Consider the following 16,862-nt stretch of genomic DNA (forward strand, 5'->3'; position numbering starts at 1 on the left):
GACGTAACTAAATTTGTTTAAAAACAAAAAAGGAATTTTAGCGGTTAAGATGTGCCCGTTAAATTAATGGAGGTGAATTTAAAGATAGGGGAGGTATTTTATTTCCACCCACTTACTTTAAGTGGAAATTTACATAAGAAATCATCAAGTTGACATCATTAATGAATATTTTTCATAGGGTATGAAATGTATTTAAGTTGCAGATAAGACTTAGATAATCTTTGATTGGTATACTGTTTAATGAATAAGCAATTAGAGGGATAAGCAAATGTCTCTTAATAAAACTGAAATTGAAACTATTGAACAGCCGCAATTAAAAGAAAATGCTGAAGGATTAAGAAAAAAATTAGCATCAATGAAGGGCGTTGCTTCACAAAAGTCTATTGCTTTATCTATATTGAGTTTGATTCCCTTTTTTAACAAATTTATAGCATCGGCAAGTGGCACTGGGAATGCAATTACACGCATGATTGAAATAGAAGGGCTGGTCAATAATGCAACTCAAACAGCAGTAAGCGCGTTTCAATACATTAAATTAGGGACTGCGATCATTGATTTCTTTCGGGTTCCAGCTATCTATCTGGGTGCTATTATTGCCAAGCAAGAAGTACCTTTCACATTCACGCGTAATGCCAGACTTTTATATTCATCCGTTATTTTAGGACTTGCTATTACTGCAATAGCATTCCCTCCTGCAGCACCTATTGTCGCTTTAGTTGCGGGAGTGGCTGCATTAGGTCAAAGTGTAGTTACTTTAGCGAACCTGTATTATAAGCGCCTTGAAACTCAAGATAAATTAGCACAAGTAGAAGAGGACATTACTCAAAAAAAAGAGAAAATAAATTTTTTAATTAATGAGTTAGAGAAATTAGAAAAAGCTGCCGCGGTGGCAAAAGATAAGGATTTAGAGTCGTTAAAAGGTCAAATCGCAAAACATTTAAATGAACTTCAAGGATTGTATGATACCCAAGAATATTGCAAGCAAAAATTAGAAAAACTGGGTACAACAGCTGCTTTAGATAAAACCGTAGGTGTTGGCTTAGCTGCTCTTGCATTAGTTGGTATTGTAACCAGTATGATTGTTCCTCCTGTGGGAATAGGAATACTTGCTGCTACAGGCTCTTTAGGAGTGACTTATTTTGTTGCCCGTGTCACTGTTCCTTTGATGAAATTTCTGGTAGAAAAAGCAATTAATGCGGTTGCAAAAAAACCAGCTCTTAATAATGAGCAGCCAAACTCTGAAGGGTTAAAAAATGTTTTGAGCGAAAAAAATGTTTTAACCCGTTCAGATATTTCTTGTATGTTTGAAAATCCTAGTTTAAAAAATGCGGGAAAAGAATTAGCAAAAAAACACAAAGGATTATTAGGCAATTGTTCAAAGAAAGAAATTGACTCTTCGACGGAATTAGTTGAAAGAAGCACCCAGTCGCTAATTACCAATACAATAACAGCCAAGTCTGATCCTAATATAATGGACCAAAAAACGCCTAGTCTAGTAATGAGCAGCTGATTTTTTTTTAAAAATGCACAAACTCTATAAATCTTGAGGCTCCGTTGCAACGGAGCCTAATTTTTATTAGTTGACTGTTGCTGATAATCACGTTTTATCCTTATGTATGGGGAGATAAAACATATTACTCATAGAGAAATGAATCTTAAGAAAGATTTGGTCTAAGATGGAACAACCTCACTTTTAATATGATTAATTGGCAGGAGTACAACAGCTTTACTGGTCTATAATTAAAATTATAACAATTATTAAATCGTGTGAATATGAATGGAGAATTAAAAAAATATAGCCAAATAGTCAGGCAACTAGGTTTTGCAGTGAAACATCAATGTCTCAATGAATCAGAAGTACGGATTACCAAACAGAATGTCTTGGATGGATATAACAGTTGGGCCCATAAGGCTTATAATAAAGCCTTTTTGAATTGGGGATTATGGGATAAAAAAGTATATAATGAATATTCGAAACTTGATTTTAATTTTTCTACCATATGCAATATACAAGATATATATGCACAACTACTGATTTACTACTTAATTTCCCCATTAATTAAAAAACAATTATATTCTAAACGATTATTAGAAATTGGATGTGGAAATGGCATTGGAGTTAGGGTCTGCTCTGAATTACTTAAAACAAGGTACGCTCTAGGAGTGGATCTAGTCCCTAAGCTCACACACAATGCAAACTCTAACTTTTACAAAGAAAACTCTATTAATTACATTTCATCTGATGCAGAAAACTTGCCTTTAGCAAATGAAAGTTTTGATATTGTAACCAATTTAGAAAGCTCACATCTTTATCCTCAAATTGAGCATTTTTTTTCAGAGGTTGAACGTATATTAATACCTGGTGGATTCTTTTGTTATGCAGACATTCATATTGATGAAAAAAATCAAGAAAAACGATTGGAAGCATTTATTAATTCACGAAAAAACTTAAAAGTGATTCAAAAAAATAATATTACAAAAATGGTCAGATCAGCTATCTACGAACGTATTATTACACGAGAAAATGAGTTCTATCTTCATGCTCAATCATTGTTTGGCCAAGAACCTCAAATATTACTCACAGAAATTCCTGCACTTGCTGAAGCCATGGGTTTATCCTTTCTTCCTTGGTGGAAAATTCGATTTAAAACACCATTACTCCAACCTATTGGAAAAAATATACGCAAAAGAACTTATTGGGGTGGAAAGAAATGCTTTTTTTATTATCTAATCCAGAAGGTTTTTGAATGAAAGTTAAAAAAATTAAAGAATTGGATTATTCGTATGGCGATGAACAATCCCTTATTCAAGTTTTATATAAATCAAAAGAGCCTCTCTTAATTAAAATAAAAAATTTCCCGGATAGATTTAATTTGGATTATTTTATTGAACGATTTAATCAAAAAATAACTTATAGTATTTTTGAAAATGATATATATGTTGGTAATAAAGAAAGTGACTTATACACAGTGCTCTTAGCAATAAAAGATAATAACCCATATCGAGTTTTTGGAGTAGTTCTTCCTCGAAAAGATTCTGCACTAATAGAGTATCACATTCCGTTGTGGCAAAAAATTCCTTTAAGACCCAGATTTTTTAAAAAAGATTTCAAAGTTGGATATTATTTTGGCGGAAAAGGCGCTCATACTGAGATGCATTATGACCGAGAGCATTGTTGCAATCTTCATGTATGTTTAAGCGGGAAAAAGGAGGTATTATTATTCACCCAAGATCAAAGTGATAATATTTATAAACTTCCATTCATTAGTGATAGTTGGATTGACTTTGGCTACCCTCTAGACTTAGTAAGTAAAGATTTTAAGAAACTAGAGCAAGCTGAAGGATATCAAGTACTTATGGAAAAAGGGGATATGTTGTTTTTGCCGCGAAATTGCTGGCATTATACAACTTACCATGAAGCTTCTTCTGCAGCTACTTATGTCTTTTACCCCCACAAATTTTTTCATTTTTATGGGTATTTCACTGGACACTTTTTTTTAGGTTATAAAGTTAATTCTGAAATTTCTGAATGGCCATGGTTCAAATCGTTTAATAAGCACTATGTATTTGCATCTGGAATAAAAAAATATTACCTGAAAGCAGTTGAAAAAATAATATTAGCCATTTTATTTTTCCCCATCAGTATCCGTAATATTATTTCTAATAAAACAAATCCAGATAAATCTGAAAAGACCAATTGAATCCAGCACATCCATTATCAGGAGTTACGAAAAACCCATTCATTAAGGCACTAGATCAATCAAATAGAAGAAATTTCGGCTCCGTTGCAAAAACGAAAATCTGTACAAAAATCCATCTTCCGGGTAGATCTCAGCGAAGTATAAACCATCGCTCGTTTTTGCAACGGAGCCAATCTTGAGCAATGTCCCTCCGAAGAATATTCAAGAGGGATTGATGGGGGGTAAATCGTTTTTGCTTTCTTTTTTATGTGTAGTATTTTTTTTCATTTGCTGAATACTGCGCCATAACTCATCACCCCGCCACAAGATTTTCTCATGATTTTTGTATAAAATTTGTGAAAGAATCTGCACTTGTTTTTTAAAAGCAGCATTAGTGCTTAGTCGTGTTAAATCAGTCAGATTTAATATAGGTGCGTCTGGCCAGTATAAATTAGCCCATTGGAGTAATGCATCACGTGCACGTTGGGGATTTGCCTGCATACATGATTTTTGGAGCTCGTTAAGTACGGTTTTGTATTGGCCTTTTTGAGAGATTTTATGACGTTTTTGCCGTCCCCATAAGATTAAAGTAACGAACCAGGCAAAAGCAAAAAGTGCTGCAACTATCCAGGCCCAATTAAACTGATTTGTGGGGTGGGATTCATTTATTTTGGCCGTTGGTTGTGGTTCCTTTTGATTATTTGCTACGGTAGGTTGGTTGGTGCTTGATACAGGCATAGTGGCTGATGCTGTAACATCAATGACTTTTGAAGGTAAAGTGGCAATTTCTTCTTTGCCTGTTTCTGTGTTAAACCAGGGTAGTTTTAGTTCAGGAATAGTAATTTTTCCCGATTTGTTAAATAGGTAAGTAATCTTAATTTCCGTACGGCCAATTAACTCTCCCTGAATGACTTGATTTTTATCTTTGCCTTTTTCAGGATAAACATTAACCCCATCAATTTCCGAAAAAGTAAGTGTTGGCAAAAGCTGAGCTGGGACTCCAGTTCCTTCTAGAGTCACCGTGCGAATCAGGGTATTGCCTTGAGTAATTGTTGGTTCTGAGTTTTCGTAGTGTTCAGTGAATTTAACTTCTTTTGCAGGAAGCCAGGTCTTACCCGAAAATTCCTTAGGGATCGGGCGTACCTCTAAATTAATTGTTTTATCCTGAGCTTTGACACGTTCTGGATTAAAATCATAAATTAAGGCAGTAAATATGGGTGATTTTATCTTTAAAGGGCCACTTTTTTGCGGAAAAATAGCATAGTTTTGTTCTTCAACAAGATAGTTAATATTATTCTTTTGGGTTTGATAACGCTTTTCCTGTCCTAAGGGTATCAGTAACGCGTTTTCAACTTGTGGGCCTTGATAATCAGCATCTAACAGATGTTTTGAATTGTATAAAGTTACCTTATAAATAATTTGCTGGTTCACATAGGGTTTCTTTTGATTGACTGCGGTAGTTAAATAGATGCTTTGCTGTTGATTGGAATCAGTAGGCGTACTTTGTTGGGTTGGCACACGTGTGGTGGTTACATTGATAGTTGTAGGCGCGGTATACTCTCTGCCGATTTTAATGGCCGGAATGGTTAATTTTCCTTCTTTCTGTGCTTTTAGCGTGATGGTCCATTCACTGGAGGATTGAGTTTGCCCATTGATAATGGAATAATTCATTCGGCGTTCTGTACCTAGAATCACGAATTCATTTTGTAATGGAGTTAGATCAGGAATACCGCCATTTTGCAAATTATCTTGGGTTAAAATCAATTTGAATGATTCATCTAAACTGACTTGAGATGGGTCAATTTGCACTTGTATTTCTGCATTAGCCACTAAACTAAAGAAACAAAAGACTCCAATTATTAATAATTTTTTCATTGATACCATCCACGTTCTCTTCGTAAATGGTCACGTAAGAATTTTTCTCGCATTAATCCCGCGGGATCATCTGGAATCAAACGTAACCATTGTTCTTTCGCTTGTTGTTTTTCTCGCTCAGCTTCAGACTGAGCTTCACTATTTTGAGGGGTCTGATTTTTTTTATTTTGTTGATCTTTGTTTTGCTGATCTTTGTTTTGTTGATCTTTGTTTTGCTGATCTTTGTTTTGCTGATCTTTGTTTTGCTGATCTTTGTTTTGTTGATCTTTGTTTTGTTGATCTTTGTTTTGTTGATCTTTGTTTTGTTGATCTTTGTTTTGTTGATCTTTGTTTTGTTGATCTTTGTTTTGTTGATCTTTGTTTTGTTGATCTTTGTTTTGCTGATCTTTGTTTGGTTGATCTTTGTTTTGCTGATCTTTGTTTTGCTGATCTTTGTTTTGCTGATCTTTGTTTTGCTGATCTTTGTTTGGTTGATCTTTGTTTGGTTGATCTTTGTTTTGCTGATCTTTGTTTTGCTGATCTTTGTTTGGTTGATCTTTGTTTGGTTGATCTTTGTTCTTCTTTAAAAGATCTTCAATTAATTTGCGGTTATAAAGTGCGTCTTGGTTTGCAGAATTAATTGCTAATGCTTTATCGTAGGCTTTGAGCGCTTCTTGGTATTTTCCTAGATGTACTAAAGAATTTCCTTCGTTATAATATCCCTGCTCATTTCCTAAGTTTTGATATAATTCAGCTGCTTTTTGATAGTCGCCGGCTCGATATGCAGCGGTTGCGGCCCAATCATTGCGTGTAAAGGTTTCTTTGGCTTCTTTAAATTGATTTTTCGCCATTAAATCTTGTCCTTGTTGGTCTGGGGTGGCCCATAAATCGTACCAATTAAAGGCATGAACAGAAAAAGAACAGAATAAAAACAATAAAAGAATGAACCAGCGCTTCATACAGTTACCCTCTGTATCCAACCGCGTCGAAATACAGGTAAGAGCAACAGCAACGCAGGGATTAAAAACCATCGCCCTTCATCTCGCCAAAGTGGGATATCTTCATCTTCGCTTAGAGTAAATTTGTTGGTATTTCCAGATTTGAGCCATTGATCCAAATCACTTGAATCAGAGGTATATTTTATTAATTGTCCTTCTCCTGCTTGGGCAAATCTCTGAAATAAGGGATTTAAATTTTTATCTGCTCTGACTGGCATGATGGAGGAATAAATACCCGATTCGGTTAGTTTTTTTGCCAAAGCAATTGACTCACTGGAAGGGGAGTCTGCAGTCATTACTAAAATTTGTCCTTGATGATAACCTGCTTGTTTGATTAGCGTACTGGCTTCGTTTAATGCGCTGTATAAATTTTGACCTGTTACTGGCATGATATCTGGTGTCAAAGAAGCAAGTAATGATGAAATCGTTTGTCCATCATCAGTAAGAGGGGAGACGACAAAAGGTTCACTAGTAAAAACTACTAAGCCAAATTGACCTACATCTTTATAAGCAAATAAGTCATGTAATTTAAACTTAGCGCGGCTTAAACGATTTGGCGTTAAATCATTCGCCATCATATTATCTGACATATCCAAAATCAAAACTCTGGGCTGTATTGGTTTATAGGTTGCGGCAGGTAATTTGTACCATGCAGGTCCTGCAATACTTAAAATCATAAATAGAAGGCTACCTATTAAGCACAGCAAAGAACTCATTCGTTGTCCTTGTTCTTTTTTTTGGAGTAGGTGTTTGAGCAAATGCGGATCACAAACTTCAGACCAGGCATGTAACTTAGGTTTTTGTCGCCATAAAATCAGAGTCAAACCTAATAACGGTATTATCATTAAAAGCCACCACGGCCTTAGAAAATGAAAAGTTGCCATCATGATTTTAATGCCTCCCTTTTTTCTGCCGAAAAGTTTACTCGCAGAGGCAAATCGGTTTTTTCAAACAGCCAATAGAAGCAAAGAAGCAAGGCGAAACCAACAAACCATGGATAATATTCTTTTTGTGGGCGTACAGTCGCTTGCTCTTGGTCTATTGTTTCTAATTGATTAATCGTTTTGTAGATTGAATGGAGTGATTCAGTATCTGTTGCACGAAAATAGCGTCCTCCCGTCATATCAGACATTTTTTTCAAGGTTTCTTCATCCAAATCTGCTGCAGGATTTTGCATGAGAAAATTACCGACGAGTGCTCTGGAATCGGCTTCAGAACCCAAACCAATAGTATAAATTTTAATTCCTTCCTCTTTTGCTAATTCAGCCGCTTTCAGTGGAGCAAGTACGCCTGAATTATTTGCTCCATCGGTTAATAGAATAATAACGCGTCCTTTTTGAGGCACCCTATCCAAACGTTTAACAGCAAGGCCAACCGCATCACCAATAGAAGTTGTTTTGCCTGCAAGTCCTGCTGTGGCATCTTCAAGGCGTAAAAGTATTGAATGTCGGTCGTAGGTTAGGGGTGTTTGTAAGTAAGCTCGCGTACCAAAAAGAATCAAACCAATTTTATCGCCTGAGCGATCACGCACAAATTGTTCAGCGGCACTTTTTACTATATTTAAACGGCTTGTAGGTCTCCCATGCAAAATCATGTCCGGAATTTCCATGCTGCCTGATAAATCCAAGGCCATCATAATGTTATATCCTTCACGAGAAATGGGTTTAGGGGCACCAACCCAACGTGGTCCAGCTAAAGCAAATACAAGTAATAACCATACTAAGGTGGGTATTAAGAGAGAGTGTTGTATCGAAATAGATCGCGTTTCCTGATCTGCTATATCAATCATCGCTGTAAAAAAAGGGACTCTTAAGGCAGTGGGTAATTTTACTTTTACCCTTGGCAGTAAAAACCAGATAATTAAAGGCAAAGGAAAAAGTAATAAAATCCAAGGATTAGCTAATTCGAACATGGCACTCTCCTTTGTTTAATCCAAAGCCGTGCGGTGTTGAATAGGGGATTGAGATCCATGGTTTGACCTGTTTTAAAAGGGGCATCTAAAAGCATGTCTTTTACTAAGTTGAAGTCTATTTCTTTACCTGTTTCATTTAAAAAATGCAGCCATTCTTTGCCATGTAAACTGGCAACTTTTTCTCTTGGATAGTAGGCTAAGGCGACTCGGCGTAATAACTCCGAAATACGGGCACTGGTCAGGGCTACATTTTGCTCTTTTTCGTATTCCATTTGATAATTCATTAATAAAATTAAAGCGTAGTTCTTCGCTTTTGCATGACGATGGTTCTTGTAAATATAATAAAAAATAAAGATGGATATTAATACAATAAGTGCAATGACTAGATACCACCCTGGGGCTAGAGGCCACCAGCCTATAGGCGTGGGCAGATGAATATCTTTTAATTGCGCCAAGGGGTCAGTGTTAGCCACGGGAAAACCTCCTGGGAAAAGTTTGCCGTACTAATGGCGCTAAATCAACATCTGCAGTTACTTGAACATACTGAATATGTAAGCGGCGTAACTCTTCTTGTAATTGGGTGATGCGGTGCTGACAGTAATGTTCGTAAGCAATACTTACTGAGTGAAGGCTGGTATCAAGAATTATTTCTTGTTTTCCATTGGTAATCGCATATTGCTGCGGTTTTGGCGGCGCAAGCTCTATTCGGTCACAGATATGATATGCCAGAATATCGTTGTGGGAGCGCAGCCGATTTAAATGCCGTTCACTTTCATTATCCAGAGAATAAAAATCACTGATTAAAACTAAAATACTTCCAGGTCTAATCACGCGATGTAAACGGATTAATACATCACTGAGTTGTCTTGGCTGCGCTTCTCGTTGTTCTTCGGTTTGTGCCGTATAATGGCTTAACGAGGCTAACATGGGAAGAACCCCTACATCACGGCTACGCGGCATAAACTCACTGTGCTCGGTGGCTGAAAAAAATAAGCCCCCTACTCTATCTCCTTCCTTAATTACCGTCCAAGCAAGAAGGGCAGTTAGTCGTGCGGCGATGACGGATTTAAATGCGATGCGAGTACCAAAAATCATCGAAGGATTAAAATCAGTAAGGATGACTACAGGACGCTCTTTTTCTTCTTGATACACTTTGACATGAGGTCTACCAGTACGTGCAGTGACACGCCATTCCATATGCCGAATTTCATCCCCAGCTTGATAATTTCTTACTTCGGCAAAATCCATCCCTCTACCACGTAATCTGGATAAATGATTGCCTGAGCGTATCGCTTTACCTTCTGGATGATAACGAACAGATTGTACATAACGCCTTAATTCAATCAGTTCATTGAGTTCTGCAATAACACCATTTGTCATAAAGACCTCTAGTACTTCATCATATTTTAGATTGGGGCTTAGCCTATTAGATTCAAGGTTATTATTTACATTGGTCCAGGACGCATGTTGCACATACTGAATCTTCTCCATATCTTCAAGATAAGAGACAGATTACACAAGAGGCCTTCTCTAAGGAACAGCAACTAAGCGTAACAAGGAGTCAATAAAGTCATCACTATTAATTCCCTCTGCTTCAGCTTCAAAACTTAATAAAATTCTATGTCGTAATACATCATGAGCAATCACATGGATATCATCTGGAGTTACGTAATCCCTTCCTGAAAGCCAAGCATGTGCTTTTGAACAACGATCTAAGGCAATTGTAGCACGAGGACTGGCCCCAAAACGTAACCATCGTGCTAATTCTTCGCTATAAACCCCCGGATTTCGGGTAGCGACCACTAATTGTACCAGATAATTTTCTAATGCTTCGCTAGTATGAACATTGAGTACTTGCTTACGTGCTTCAAATAATATTTTTTGGGGTAATTTTTCAGTTGTAGCAGGCTTGTTGGCCATTGCTAGGCCTAAGGCTTCTTTACGAGACAACGCTAAAATATCATGCTCTACCTTCGCATCAGGATAACTAATTTTTACATACATTAAAAACCGATCCAATTGTGCTTCCGGCAAAGGGTAAGTGCCTTCTTGTTCAATAGGATTTTGAGTTGCCATTACCAAAAATAATTCAGGTAGCGGATAAGTTTTACCTCCTATAGTAACTTGTCTTTCTGCCATGGCTTCGAGTAAAGCAGATTGTACTTTAGCTGGAGCACGGTTAATTTCATCGGCTAAAAGCAGATGATGGAATATTGGACCTGGTTGAAAAACAAAAGAGCCATTTTGGGGATGATATACATCAGTTCCTGTTAAATCCCCGGGCAATAAATCTGGTGTAAATTGAATGCGGTGAAAATTCCCCTCAACTCCATCAGATAGCTCTTTAACAGCGCGCGTTTTTGCTAAACCAGGTGCTCCTTCAACCAATAAATGGCCATCAGCAAGTAAGGCGATGAGCAGACGCGAAATTAATCCTTGTTGGCCTAAAATTTGCGAGTTTAAGCGATGACTTAACTGTAATATTTGATGCTGCACCGAATTTTCAGTTTTATTGTCTTCTACTTGCTCCATAGTTTTCTACCTTAAATATGAATAAATTCAATACTGAGATTAGGGGCTATTGACATTTGCCTCCCAGGTCTACGTGCCGTTCTTTCTTTATGTGTGGCATCCAGCGCTGATGATTAAAGTAACACGATACTTATCGATTCACTATCGTCTGGATTCCGTACATAAAGCTCGGGAAGTAGACAACTTAGAATGAATTGTCAACACGTTCTAAAATAAAGAACTTATCCTAACGTGAATTGCATCTGCTGCCAAGTCCTACAGACAACTACTGTGAATTATTTGAACATTTTGGGGTTTATTATTAACCTTCTGAAAAATCGCTAAGGAAAATAAAGGGCAAGAACAATTAGAATGCAGAAGCGAAATACGGATCAGTTACCTCTGAAAACCCCGCCTAACCCTGTTCTTCGACATCCCCAAGGCATTGGCAAAGATGTGATCAAGAGGCAGGGTACATCTGGAAGACGCCGTGTTTCTCCAAGCCTATCGTTGGTAATCAGGGTGAAGTTCTAAAGGCATCATCATTTGCAAGCGCTGATAAAGGGAAAGGATTTCTTCACAAAAGACATGAAATTGTTGTTGGTTTTCCCACAGATCAAAATCAGTCCCTTTGTGAAAAGCCTGTTGTTTGGTCAATGTTTTTAATAAAATGATTTCTTGGTGAGAAAATCCCAGATGGCTGTTTAACTCAACCAGCTCCATGAGCTTTTTATATTCCTTGATTGGACGATGCTCATGCAAACAATAAGCCTTTAGTGTAAGTTGAAAGGCTTGATACATCAATGAAGTGATCGGTGTTAATACGGTGAGAGAATCAGCTTCTCTTACCGTTCCATGAGTGAGTTGTTGAAGTAAGTAATCTGCTGCATAGGCATGTTGTGTCGCAATGTTGAGTATTTCTAAAGGAGATAAATAACGTTTGTCCATGAAGGATTTATCCTATTTAATGTGAGTTCGACATAAAAAATAAGGTAATTTTTTATAGGGAACTATTTCAATTTTAAAAAGGGATCCCGTATAAATGCTGCGCATTTTACGGGGTAACGTTCGTTTAGCGACATAAGACATTTCGATGCCTTTTATGTCGAACTCACGCTATTTAATTCGATTTTTTTTCAAGTATGTTAAAATTCGCACTTATTATATCCATGAATTAAATTGATGCACGCTTTTATTAACAGTTCTTTGAAAATTGGATCTTTAACGCTACCTCATCGACTTATCCAAGGTCCTTTAGCCGGCTATAGTTGTGCTCCATTTAGAACATTATTTCATAATTATCACCCGCCAGCGTACTGCGTGACTGAAATGAGTTCTGCAATGGATATTCTTTACAAGCATTCACGGAGTTCTCGCTATGTTTATCGGGCTCCAGAAGAACAAATTCTCTCTTATCAAATTGCAGGCACAGAACCACGCCTTTTGGCACAAGCAGCGCAAAAGCTACAACTTTATGGCGCAGATATTATTGACATAAATTGTGGTTGTCCTAAGCCTAAAATCCGTAAAAAAGGTGCTGGAAGCGCATTACTTGAAGTCCCTGACCAATTGGTGAAAATTGTTAAAGAAGTACGTGCGGCCATCACGATACCTTTAACTATTAAAATTCGCATCCAAGGGAATGAACAGGATTTTATTTTGGCAAAAAAAATTGAAGAAGCTGGGGCTGATGCATTGATTGTGCATGGTCGTCGTTGGATGGATGATTATGAGGTACCCCCTGATTTACGACAAATTGCATGCATCAAGCAACGTTTAGGGATCCCAGTTATTGCTAATGGTGATATTCATGATCGTGATAGTTTACAAAGAACTGTGGCACTAAGCGGTTGTGATGCTTATATGATATCGCGTGCAGGAAGCGGTAAACCCTGGCTCTATCAAGAGTTATTAGAACAACAAAATGTGGCAGTGAGTTTCTCTGAAAAAGTTAATCTGTTTATAAGACACTTACAAGGCCTAGCTCTATTAGAAGATGAGTATAAAGCTGTTTTACAAAGTAAATCTTTGATACGTTACTATTTTGGAAAAGTGTTCGATACCTCATTGTTGAATCGTTTTTATCAATTGGATTCTTTAGAAAAAATAGCGCATTTTTTCATGTTGCTGCAGCAGGCGCAATTGACTGAAAGGGAGATTTAGTAATGGTAAAAAATAGTATTCAGTGGGGAATTATCGGGACAAGTTATATCTCTGATGTTATGGCACGGGCCATTGAAGAATCTTCTTCGGGTCAATTAGAGGCTATAGGTAGTCGTTCAATAGTGACGGCACAATCATTTGCAGAAAAATTTGCAGTGTCTCATTATTATGATGATTATCAAGCGGTACTTGATAATTCAGAAGTTGATGTAGTTTATATTGGGTTGCCGAATCACTTGCATCACGAATGGATTATTCGTGCTGCTTTAGCAGGGAAACATATTCTATGTGAAAAACCTTTAGTAATGAATGTACATGAGTTGCAAGAAGTTATTTCAATTACTGAAGAATCTCAGGTACTTTGTATGGAAGCATTGATGTATCGATGTCACCCTTTGACGCAAAAAATAAAAGAAATTATTCACAATAAAAGCATCGGAGAGGTCAAACTATATAACGCGACTTATACCGCAAACATTGCTGAAATTGCTAATCCTATTGCCGGTGGATGTATTCGTAATCTAGGATGTTATCCCATTTCGTTAATACGATTTTTATCTGATGCTGAACCTATTGAGATCAAAGCAATGGGTAGAATAAATCCTAGAAGTAAGAATGATAATCAAGCAAGTATTCTTTTAAAATTTGAAAATAACGCAATGGCAGTTGTATCTACGGCCGATGATATTGAGATGTACTGGAAATTTGATGTTTATGGGACTGAAGGTCATTTGACCGTAGTAACTAATCCTTGGCTTCCTACTCAAGATAACAATCAGCTTTTAATTTACCGACATCATGAACCTGCAATGGAAATTCACGTATCGGCTGAAGCTTCTTTATATACATATCAAATTGATTTAATGAATCATATGATTCTTAATGAAGATGCATTAAATTCAAAACGGATATCTTTATTAGAAAGTTATGGCACTATCTCTGTTTTAGAAACCTGGCTTCAGCAAATAAACGCTCAAAATTAATGACAAGGCCTCCATCAACATGAGGACCCATGTTGATGGAGGCTTAATACTCCTATAGGAATGGATTTTCCGCTTTCGCGAAAATGACGAAACTCTTAAGTCAATGGCCAGTGTTCCTCCTGCTCGAACACAGCCAGGTAGGCCTGGAGCTAATAAAATCCCTATCCCGAACTTATGTTATACGGCGTTAGGCATAGGTAATGCACTATCAGTATTTTCTTGATCTGATTCATCATCATCCTTCACCGTTTTGTTTTGATTGTGTACGTTCACTATACTCGGTTCAGTAGATGGTCTTTGAGGTTGCATTTTTTTTGCGAATAATCCCATTGTTATAACAAAAGTTGTGGCGGCAACTGCAGTAATAACAACCGCTGCAGCCAAAGTAATTGGAATAAGGGGTGGAAATGCGATTGCCAGGACACCAACTGCCAATGCGCCAACACTGATCCCAGAAAGTGCTCCCAAGCATTTCAATTGAAATGAATGATTATGAGAGAATTGGGCATCAAAATTAATCTCATAATTTCTTCTCGTTTCTTTTTGAAAAGCGTCAATGATCTCAGGTTGTTTAATGTTGTTACTATGCAGCTTATTAACAAGATTAGCTAAAATTTTTATTTTATGTTCATAACTTATATCAACTAATTCTTGATTATATTCATCAATAAGGTGTCGGATTTCTCTCGGCAATTCATCAAATTTTGGCTCACCTTTTTTGAAATGAGATAAATAGTTAGTCTCAATTGAATCAAGTGGTTTAGGTGCAATACCTGCATTTCTCATTAAATCGCGAGCTTTTTCATTGAGTTCCGATAGAGTAACTTGGACTTTAGCCATATAGGCATCGTATAAAGAGGGATCGGTTACACCAAATTTTTCCAGTTCATTAGTGGAACAAAAAGCAGTAATGCCGCCTTGTTCGAGTAAAAAGCGAGAATATCCAGCGCAATTGTGATACCTACTAAAAAATTTATAATAGGTTTCTTTGACTCCTCGATGTACAATATTTTCTGGATCTTCAAATTTTTTTATACCGTTTTCTATTCCTTGTACATTTAATCCGAATAAATTTAAATGCTCAAGATAATCATCTTTATCATCTAAGGTAAGTGAATTTCCTAACGGTAAAACCCACTCTTTAAGAGGCAATTTACCATACATCGTTTCTTCATCGGCGCCGTCCACGTCAATTCCCAAGCCTTTTTGGCTCTTAAGTTGCTCTACAAATTCTAAAATAATATATTTTTTTTCAAGGGCTGTTTTCTCTTCTCGAAGTTTCTCTATCAGAGGATGTAATGCCTCATAGGCTTCTGCTTTTATTAATGATTCAGCGCGTTTTTCTGACCCTGTTTTAGCAGCAATCCCTGCTTGTCTCAAGATATCAATGTCATCGTCTTCATAACCGTCTTCTAAATCTTCATCATCATCAAATGCATGGTGCTCAATCATGATTTGATAAAGTGATTTTAATAACTCCACCTGATCTTCACGAATATAAAGCGAACAATCCTCCCAAAAATCATCAATAAATGAAGGATGTTTTCTTTTTTTATTATCAAAATAAGTGTTAATAAAATCTTTAAGTGTTTCTGGGACAATGGTTGATGTGCATTTTAACTCCGGATCGCTATCATGTGTCAGCGCTCGGAATTTTTCAGAATGCAGTCGATTTTCTTCCTCATCATACTTGGCAGAAAATGTGCCATCCTTATAAACATGTTCGCCTTGGGTAACATTAAGCGCAATATGATTCGCGCTCCAGTAATATACCGTAACACCTTTCAAGTAGTTCATTTGAAACCCTATAAAATTGTTATGTAGGCATGTATTGTAGTTGACTTATATTAAGGCAATATGATTAAATCATGATAAAAATATATAGGGTATTCTTTTTTGGAAAAATCAAATAAGAGTATTGCTTGATAACAAGCATCACAGTACCGATGAGAAAGATATTTGCATCGATGGGGGACTAGGTAAGTATACTTCTTCCCCCATCAACTTTAAGAATTTGTCCAGTGATATAAGGATTTTCAGCCAGAGCTAAAATGGCTTGAGCAATGTATTTTGGATCGCCGTGCTTTTTTAAGGGTATTTTTGCAATGATTTTTTCTTGTATTTCTGGGCTCAATGCATTGGCGCTTTCTGGCCACATAATCGCCCCCGGGGCAATTGCATTCACTCTGACTTGAGGCGCAAATTCGCGAGCTAAGCTTTTTGTTTGCATTTCCAAGGCAGCTTTGCTTTGGCAATAGACAGAATATCCTTTCAGGGGGTTTTCAGCATGGATGTCAGTGATATTGATAATGGAGCCGGATTGTTTTGCTAGTAAAGGACGGGCTGCAAGACTTAGCAAAAAAGGGGCCTTAACATGAATATCGAACAAAGCATTCCAATCTGTTGTGCTAAAGGAGGTAGTTTTGGTACGTATGAAAAGAGATGCATTGTTAATGAGTAAATCCAAGCGTCCAGCCCAATCATTTACTGCAGCCATAAGGTCTTCAGCAGCGGTAGGCTCAGATAATTCCTTTTGGACCACAAAAACACTGTTTGCGCGTTGGGCATTTAAGTTTTTTGCAAGGAGTTGGGCTTCTTGCAATGATTGATGACAATGGATAACTACTTTATATCCTATGACATGCAATTTTTGAACTATTACAGCACCAACACGGCGTGCTCCACCCGTAACTAAAGCAATTTTTGCTTCTTGTATTTTTTCGGATTTCAAGGTATTTTTCCTGGATTTTTTGGTCATTTT

15 protein-coding genes and 1 pseudogene are annotated in these 16,862 nt (G+C 37.0%); 6 read left to right on the top strand and 10 right to left on the bottom strand.

Going from position 1 to position 16,862, the window contains the following annotated elements; all coding sequences use genetic code 11:
• Positions 1 to 268 precede the first annotated feature (268 nt).
• The 3 genes from DYH34_RS00740 (at position 269) to DYH34_RS00750 (ending at position 3,701) form a co-directional block, all read left to right on the top strand.
• The gene (locus tag DYH34_RS00740) at positions 269 to 1,510 is read left to right on the top strand and encodes a hypothetical protein (RefSeq protein ID WP_058464106.1); all 1,242 of its coding nucleotides are present in this window, start codon (positions 269 to 271) and stop codon (positions 1,508 to 1,510) included.
• Positions 1,511 to 1,773: 263 nt separating this feature from the next.
• Positions 1,774 to 2,751, top strand: coding sequence for a class I SAM-dependent methyltransferase (locus tag DYH34_RS00745; RefSeq protein ID WP_058464105.1), 978 nt, complete (start codon positions 1,774 to 1,776; stop codon positions 2,749 to 2,751).
• A complete protein-coding gene (locus DYH34_RS00750) occupies positions 2,748 to 3,701 on the top strand; it encodes a cupin-like domain-containing protein (RefSeq protein ID WP_058464104.1) in 954 nt (317 codons plus the stop codon). Before DYH34_RS00745 ends, DYH34_RS00750 begins: the two co-directional genes overlap by 4 nt.
• Positions 3,702 to 3,902: 201 nt before the next feature.
• Here DYH34_RS00750 and DYH34_RS00755 read toward each other — a convergent pair whose 3' ends face one another.
• Positions 3,903 to 5,555 (bottom strand): BatD family protein, encoded by a 1,653-nt coding sequence (locus DYH34_RS00755; RefSeq protein WP_058464335.1) that lies wholly within the window; start codon positions 5,553 to 5,555, stop codon positions 3,903 to 3,905.
• A gap of 88 nt (positions 5,556 to 5,643) precedes the next feature.
• On the opposite strand from DYH34_RS00755, the gene DYH34_RS18645 reads away from it, so the two are divergent.
• Positions 5,644 to 6,174 (top strand): pentapeptide repeat-containing protein, encoded by a 531-nt coding sequence (locus DYH34_RS18645; protein ID WP_425324459.1) that lies wholly within the window; start codon positions 5,644 to 5,646, stop codon positions 6,172 to 6,174.
• A 13-nt stretch (positions 6,175 to 6,187) separates the two neighbouring features.
• On the opposite strand, the pseudogene DYH34_RS18650 reads toward DYH34_RS18645, so the two are convergent.
• From DYH34_RS18650 to DYH34_RS00790, 7 genes and pseudogenes are all read right to left on the bottom strand, one after another.
• Positions 6,188 to 6,565, bottom strand: a pseudogene (locus DYH34_RS18650) (hypothetical protein); the annotation flags it as partial.
• A complete protein-coding gene (locus DYH34_RS00765; protein ID WP_058464102.1) occupies positions 6,490 to 7,419 on the bottom strand; it encodes a vWA domain-containing protein in 930 nt (309 codons plus the stop codon). The pseudogene DYH34_RS18650 and the gene DYH34_RS00765, both read right to left, overlap by 76 nt.
• Positions 7,416 to 8,444 (bottom strand): vWA domain-containing protein, encoded by a 1,029-nt coding sequence (locus DYH34_RS00770; RefSeq protein WP_058464101.1) that lies wholly within the window; start codon positions 8,442 to 8,444, stop codon positions 7,416 to 7,418. The genes DYH34_RS00765 and DYH34_RS00770 overlap by 4 nt, the downstream gene beginning before the upstream one ends.
• Positions 8,432 to 8,917 carry a DUF4381 domain-containing protein gene (locus tag DYH34_RS00775; RefSeq protein WP_058464100.1) on the bottom strand — a complete coding sequence of 162 codons (486 nt, stop codon included), beginning with the start codon at positions 8,915 to 8,917 and terminating at the stop codon, positions 8,432 to 8,434. The genes DYH34_RS00770 and DYH34_RS00775 overlap by 13 nt, the downstream gene beginning before the upstream one ends.
• A complete protein-coding gene (locus DYH34_RS00780) occupies positions 8,910 to 9,824 on the bottom strand; it encodes a DUF58 domain-containing protein (RefSeq protein ID WP_058464099.1) in 915 nt (304 codons plus the stop codon). Before DYH34_RS00780 ends, DYH34_RS00775 begins: the two co-directional genes overlap by 8 nt.
• A gap of 150 nt (positions 9,825 to 9,974) precedes the next feature.
• Complete coding sequence (locus DYH34_RS00785; protein ID WP_058464098.1) at positions 9,975 to 10,976, bottom strand: AAA family ATPase; 1,002 nt, start codon at positions 10,974 to 10,976, stop codon at positions 9,975 to 9,977.
• A 483-nt stretch (positions 10,977 to 11,459) separates the two neighbouring features.
• Positions 11,460 to 11,903, bottom strand: coding sequence for a hypothetical protein (locus tag DYH34_RS00790; protein ID WP_058464097.1), 444 nt, complete (start codon positions 11,901 to 11,903; stop codon positions 11,460 to 11,462).
• Positions 11,904 to 12,137: 234 nt separating this feature from the next.
• Here DYH34_RS00790 and DYH34_RS00795 point away from each other — a divergent pair, with 234 nt between their 5' ends.
• Complete coding sequence (locus tag DYH34_RS00795; protein WP_058464096.1) at positions 12,138 to 13,118, top strand: tRNA dihydrouridine synthase; 981 nt, start codon at positions 12,138 to 12,140, stop codon at positions 13,116 to 13,118.
• Between the two features lie 2 nt (positions 13,119 to 13,120).
• Complete coding sequence (locus DYH34_RS00800; protein WP_058464095.1) at positions 13,121 to 14,101, top strand: Gfo/Idh/MocA family protein; 981 nt, start codon at positions 13,121 to 13,123, stop codon at positions 14,099 to 14,101.
• Between the two features lie 177 nt (positions 14,102 to 14,278).
• On the opposite strand, the gene DYH34_RS00805 is transcribed toward DYH34_RS00800, so the two are convergent.
• On the bottom strand, positions 14,279 to 15,898 hold the full coding sequence (locus DYH34_RS00805; protein WP_058464094.1) for a hypothetical protein: 1,620 nt from the start codon (positions 15,896 to 15,898) through the stop codon (positions 14,279 to 14,281).
• Positions 15,899 to 16,076: 178 nt separating this feature from the next.
• Positions 16,077 to 16,832 carry a pteridine reductase gene (locus tag DYH34_RS00810; RefSeq protein ID WP_058464093.1) on the bottom strand — a complete coding sequence of 252 codons (756 nt, stop codon included), beginning with the start codon at positions 16,830 to 16,832 and terminating at the stop codon, positions 16,077 to 16,079.
• Between the last annotated feature and the right edge of the window lie 30 nt (positions 16,833 to 16,862).

Source organism: Legionella cincinnatiensis, assembly GCF_900452415.1.
GTDB classification, from domain to species: Bacteria; Pseudomonadota; Gammaproteobacteria; order Legionellales; family Legionellaceae; genus Legionella; species Legionella cincinnatiensis.